We start from the raw sequence: 6186 nt of genomic DNA on the forward strand, positions 1-6186 counted from the left end.
GATTAAATATTCTTACTTTGTCCAACTTGGTTCTGCAGCTCCTTATCAAGACAAGACAAATTTAAGATACTTCCGGCCAATATAATTGGACAGAAGTCAAGCCCTCCAGATATTTTCCTAGCTTCGCCTTCAAGAATTATCTCAAATTGAAAATGAAGTCTTAAATCAAAAGACTTGGCATAATAAAAACTTTGCCTTTTCTTGCAATATTTAATACTGGCATCAAAGTCTTTAAAATATTCGAGAATATTATAGAGCTGACTCCTACTCAATTTTAGTTTATTTGCAAACTCGATAGGAGTTCCCGTTTTTTCGGTATGAATTAAATGATGTACTTTATTCAATCGTTCAATTTGGTTAATAAAATTCATTTTTTGTAGACTTTTTACTATGTTAATAAAATCACCGCTGTTTTAAATGTATGCTTGAAAGTTACTAAGCCTTTTTTAAACCAATTCTTCTCCCTGCCATAAATAATAATACTTCCGTTTTTATTCTAACAAATAGATATGTTTTCCACTATTCTGTGAATATTATGAGTTTTTCGCCTCTTTACACCAATTGATTGTTTTTGAGTTTTATAAAAGTCACTTTGCCATTTACTAAGCTACTTACTAAGACATTATCTGTAGTACCGCGCAGCATACTGCAACCCTGACTGCCAATGTCAATTTTTAGAAATGGTAAGAAAATTATAAAAACAAGTATTGCTAAAATAAGCACCAAGTAAATAGAAATACTCTTAGTTTTGCTTTTGTCCTTTAGATTTTCTAAAGGGTTTATTGGGTCTTGAGAGAAGTTCAAAGTTTATTTTTTGAGATTACTTTATCTTCAAAAAAAGAATGTTAAACATGTCAATTACCATTATTTATTATCTAACACCCCAAGACCCTCAACGAACGAAAATGGCTCGTAGCTCTTTACATTTTTATACATTGGTATAAATTGCCAAAATAAAGTAGTGTAGTTACTATGATTTATATCTAAGGAAACTTCTTTTGTTTCTCCAGCTTCCTTTTTTGTTAAATAATACAAATTATCTGGATAAAAATTAATTATTTTTTGAATTGAACTAAAGTCAGTTTCTGATTTACGTTTGCTATCAACGCTTTCGATAGAGGAATAAAAAATCAAATTATTGATATCAAGCTCGTTTGCATTGAACTGGATATTTATTCTTTCGTAGAAATTCTTAAAAACGAATCCAAATAATTTCAGACTTTCCTCTTCCTTTAATAATACTTTTGTCAAGTAAATATCTTTAAAATTTTGATTATCTATTTTCTCATCGTACTTAAATTTTGCCTTTAAAGAGTTGAAATCAGCTATTTTTTTTAATTCAGGTAATTTGTATGAATCAAAATCATAAGTTTCAATTTCTTTATGATTGACATTTGAATTTTTAACTTTAAAAATTCGATATTGTAGTAATTTTTTTTCCTTATATTTTTTAGAATTATAGTCAAATAGATACTGTATTTTACCTTCAATATAACCTGTCACCCTTTTATTATTGGTAATAATATTGTTAAAATAACCTTCGACCACAATAATTTCAGCGTTTTTATTATTTTTTGAAATAACCACTTCTGATAAATTTATTATTTTCGTATCAAGATAAAAAGTGTTATTCTTGATTTCTTTTAATCGCACAGTATCTTGTACAACATTATTATAATTTGCAATAAAATAAAGATCTTTTTCCGGAAGTAATTTTATTTCAATAAGTCCATTTTCGTCAGAATTAGTTACTAAAAGACCCTCAGGATTAAAAATTAAGACATTTTTTAAAGGATTACTGTCCTGAAGCGAAACAAACTTGATTTGTTGCGCAAAAGAAGAAAGAATACTTAAAATTAATAGAACACAATAAACTGCTAATTTTGGCATTTTTTTTATCAATGTTTAGGAAATTATAAAAACAAGTATTGCTAAAACAAGCGTCAAGTAAATAGAAATGCTTACGGTTTTATTTTTGGCGATTAGATTTTCTAAGGTGTTTATGCGGTTGGAGCTCAATCTCATAGGGTTATTTGTAATTTTTCGACAAATTAATTAAAATCAAATCGAGTTGAAATATTTAATAATAAAAATAAATCACTCATATCTACCAATTGTATCCAGCTAATAAATAAACGGCATACAATGCAACTAGGACAAAGGCCACTTCACAAAACGTTTTTACGATAGTTAATAAATTTTCTTTTTTCATTATTATTAGGTTATAAAAGACCGTTGTTAAGTATTTTTAGGATGAAAAGCTTACGATTGAGCTAATCGATAAGCTCGATAAAGTGGAGTTGCAATTCCATGAAAATTTCTTCCTAATTTTAATATATGTTTTTTGCTCACTTTAAATATATTTTAATACCAATAACGACACCAGCAAAAAAACCAATCATTAATGAAATTAAAAACGTTTTTACTAATTGACTTACTTCTAAATTATTCATTTTACATCTATTTTGTTATTCCACTACTTACAACTGCTGCAATACCATTAACGAAAAAAACTAATAATGACGGATCAACTTCACCCTCAACTTCTTTCACTTCTTGAGCATTTAGCTCCACTAGATTCAATTTTCTAAATTCATTTTTTAATTTTTTATAACCTGCTTTGTAACAGGGAAGATTAAACATTTTCTTGTTTTACAAAAAGAGTTTCTCGAGAACTTTCTTTTTACTAGAGTCTTTATTCCGGCAGCTGTAGTTCCGTTTGCTTGGTTTTATGGAGACCATAGCTTTGCACAACTCCTTGCTTTGTTTTTTTTGGAAGGGTTACAGTACAGCTGAATTACTCCCTTATGCTTTGTTTTTTGAGGAACAAATAGCTTTACCTAACGTCATGCTCTGTTTTTTTTAGAGGGTTACAGTACAGCTGAATTATTCCCCTGTAATTGGCCAATTCCTTAAGATAGTAATTTACATTTAAGTAACGTCTTACTCCAAACGCTTGCACTTTCTTGATGCCAAAACTAATCTAGTTAGCATCGGTGTGCAAACACTTGTTATCGAAATTCCGTGAATTCCGTGTCGAAATACTTGAATTTCGATACATTTATTATTTAAAAACATATTAATCAAAGAATTAAAAAAACTAAAAAGGTTACCTTTAAGCTATACTTCTGAAAAAGTTGCTGTATTTTCGTAAAAAATTCTAGTAAAATGAAATACCTTCTACCTACAAAAACAATTTTTTTTCTGTTATTTCCTCTTTTTTTACATTCGCAAATTACTATTCATAATCACACTTCTTTATCGTATAATGCTATAGATGATAATTATTTTAGAGTTCAAGGTGATTATAAAAAACAAGTGGCTTGGACAAAAGTGTACTTAGAAAAAGCCAAAAGGGACAGAAAAGCAATCCGAATTGCCAGAGGCTATTATTTAGTAGCTCTTTTGTTTTATACTAATAAACCGGTCAAAGCAATACAATATCTAGATAGCGTTATTAAATATTCTAAAATAGATCCTAATAAATTTTTTCCAGCAGCTGCGTATTGTGAAAAAGCCTCTTTACTTGTACAAGAACGAAAATTTGACGAGGCATTACTTAATTTTAATTTAGCCGAGCAAGTAGCTTTAAAAACAAATATCGATTATTATTACGTCGTAAGAAACGCCATTGGAACAACAAAATCTGAAGAAATGGGGGAGGTTGATGAAGCATTAAAATTATATCAGGAATGTTTTGCTTATTATCAAACTAAAGAATATCGAGGGGACTATTATTCATGGGATTACCAAAACATAATATTTGGATTAGCAGATGTTTATAAGGCATTACACAAAACGGATTCAACTACTTTTTACAATACGTTAGGGTATAAGGAAGCATTAATCACAAAGAATAAAGAATATCAACTTTTGTTCACTCTAAACGAGGGCGCTAATCAGGTGGACAAAAAGAATTATGCAGCTGCTCTGGACAGTATTAGTAAAGCATTACCTGGATTAATTAAACTGAAAAATGAAGGAAATATTTTGGCTTCATATTATTATTCAGGCAAAGCCTATTCTGGATTAGGAAATAAAACTAAAGCGGTACAAAATTTTATAAAGGTGGACTCCATGTATACCATTAAAAAAAGAATTACACCTGAGTTTGTAAGTGGGTATTCATATTTGATTGATTACTACAAAAAAACTGGCGATAAAGAAAAACAGTTGCACTATATCACCGTTTTTATGCATATCGATAGCGTCTTGCAAAAAAACTATAAACATTTGAATAAGGTTTTGTTAAAAGAATATGATACACCTCATTTGTTTGCCGAAAAAGAAAATTTAATTCTGTCGCTACAAAAAAATCAAACTACATCTTCATTTGGCATGTTGGCTTTAATTATTTCTACAATTACCATTACTGGCTTTGCTACTTACCAATTTAATCAAAAAAAACAATACCGCAAGCGTTTTGAAGCCATCGTTCATCCCGCTTCAACTACTGTTGAAACGAGTAGTGCTCAAGAAACATCAGTCCCAACATCAGAGGTAAAAGAATCTCAAGAACAGCAAAGTATACCGGCTGATATAGTGCAAGAATTACTGACTAAATTAACAACATTTGAGAACAACAAAGCATATTTAGAAAAAACTATTTCGATTCAAAAATTAGCAGTGAGTTTGAATACCAATATAAAATACTTATCTAAAGTTATAAATGAAAATAAAGGGAAAACATTTGTCAACTACATTAATGATCTTAGAGTGGATTATGCAAGTATTCAATTGCAAATTCAGCCTAAACTGCGTAAATATACCATTCAGGCTTTAGCGCATGAATTTGGGTTTAACAGTGCGGCATCATTTTCAGCTGCTTTTAATAAAACTTACAAAATAAATCCTACTTATTTTATTAAAGAGCTTGAAAGCTTAAATGAGTCCTAAGCTTTACTTTAAATGATTGGTGTTTTTTAGATTTCTTAGTTTGAATGTATTTTAGTTATAATCCAACTCCTTCAAATGTTCCGTTTGTAATAGTGTGAATAAGCATTCCATTATCATAAACTTGCAAGTTCATTTCGCCTTTAGTTACTTTTTTCCCGTTTATTATTACTTGTTCTTTGATAGTATAACTACCCGAAGTTTGAAATTTTTTCCAATCTTCTATTGGATTGTAGTTGGAGTTTGTTGCTCGAAAACTTCCAATATGTTTTTGTAAATCAATTCTGTTTTCGATCGTGCTTTGATCAAAACTATAAGTTTTTCCTTTATCCAAATTCCCAAAATTGTTTTTTAAACTAAAAATTGCACGATATCCGTTATTAGAGTAAAAAATATGTCGATACGGATTACTACTTAAACTAGGATTGTGGGTTCCAAAGAAATTTGTGCCAGTAAAGAGCAGACCAGAAGTTTCAAATTGCATCGTAGGTAAAAAAGTATTGCATTTATAATCATCAAGATTGGTAATAGTGACCACTCCCCGAATAAATCTTCGAGCAAAACTACCATTGGCCGCAGCACTAGATCTAGAAATAACTTGCAATACTTCGCCACTATATTCAAAATGTACATAGTTTGTCGCTTCGTCATACTTGAAATTTGTTATTTTCATCAATGCAACGGGATTAAAATCTGCAGTGTCAAAAAGATTTTGACCTCCTGTGAGAGAGAAGTCTACTAATGTAGCCTTGTGTAGGGCTCCGTTTTTAAGTATATTGAAATCAATGCCAAAGTGCCCATCAGGCTGATCATAAAGAAATCCGATAGAAAGTCTTTCGCAATCTTTTGTGGCACCCACCCATTTATTGACTAATTTATAGTTTTTATCACCTAGTTGTATCGTAAATAATCGTTCAGTTGCAGGTTCAACTAGGTCATCGTTGCAAGAAGATATAAAAAAGGCTGCAAATACTGCAACTATTTTTAAAAGACCCCTCACAAAGCTATCGCTTTGAGAAGGGATTAAATTTGTTATTTTTACCATTGTAATTGAATAGATTATTGGACATTATAATTTCTGGATTCAAAACTAGATAATACAGAATTATTTTACAAACACTTGTTATCGGAATTACGTGAATTCTGATAAGCTGATATATAAAAAGGTGTTTTTAGACAATTTTTATATACTAATTTCTTAAGTACATGACAAAAAACTGAACATATTGTTTTCTAATGAATTAAATCCCGTTAAAAGGAATTTGGATAAATAATCTAATCCATATTTGAATA

6 protein-coding genes are annotated in these 6186 nt (G+C 29.8%); 1 reads left to right on the top strand and 5 read right to left on the bottom strand.

Going from position 1 to position 6186, the window contains the following annotated elements; all coding sequences use genetic code 11:
* Positions 1–2: 2 nt before the first annotated feature.
* From BUB42_RS09395 to BUB42_RS09405, 4 genes are all read right to left on the bottom strand, one after another.
* Entirely contained in the window at positions 3–371 is a 369-nt protein-coding gene (locus BUB42_RS09395) for a hypothetical protein (protein WP_073019506.1), read from the bottom strand.
* Between the two features lie 181 nt (positions 372–552).
* Positions 553–804 carry a hypothetical protein gene (locus BUB42_RS16110; RefSeq protein WP_084118315.1) on the bottom strand — a complete coding sequence of 84 codons (252 nt, stop codon included), beginning with the start codon at positions 802–804 and terminating at the stop codon, positions 553–555.
* A gap of 60 nt (positions 805–864) precedes the next feature.
* Complete coding sequence (locus BUB42_RS09400; RefSeq protein ID WP_073019508.1) at positions 865–1890, bottom strand: hypothetical protein; 1026 nt, start codon at positions 1888–1890, stop codon at positions 865–867.
* A gap of 570 nt (positions 1891–2460) precedes the next feature.
* Positions 2461–2643: a hypothetical protein gene (locus BUB42_RS09405; protein ID WP_073019510.1), complete on the bottom strand. Its 183-nt coding sequence runs from the start codon at positions 2641–2643 to the stop codon at positions 2461–2463.
* A gap of 525 nt (positions 2644–3168) precedes the next feature.
* Here BUB42_RS09405 and BUB42_RS09410 point away from each other — a divergent pair.
* Complete coding sequence (locus tag BUB42_RS09410; protein ID WP_073019512.1) at positions 3169–4896, top strand: helix-turn-helix domain-containing protein; 1728 nt, start codon at positions 3169–3171, stop codon at positions 4894–4896.
* Positions 4897–4951: 55 nt separating this feature from the next.
* Here BUB42_RS09410 and BUB42_RS09415 read toward each other — a convergent pair whose 3' ends face one another.
* Positions 4952–5938: a hypothetical protein gene (locus tag BUB42_RS09415; RefSeq protein ID WP_073019514.1), complete on the bottom strand. Its 987-nt coding sequence runs from the start codon at positions 5936–5938 to the stop codon at positions 4952–4954.
* Positions 5939–6186 lie beyond the last annotated feature (248 nt).

This window comes from Flavobacterium micromati (genome assembly GCF_900129585.1).
In the GTDB taxonomy this organism is placed as follows: Bacteria; Bacteroidota; Bacteroidia; order Flavobacteriales; family Flavobacteriaceae; genus Flavobacterium; species Flavobacterium micromati.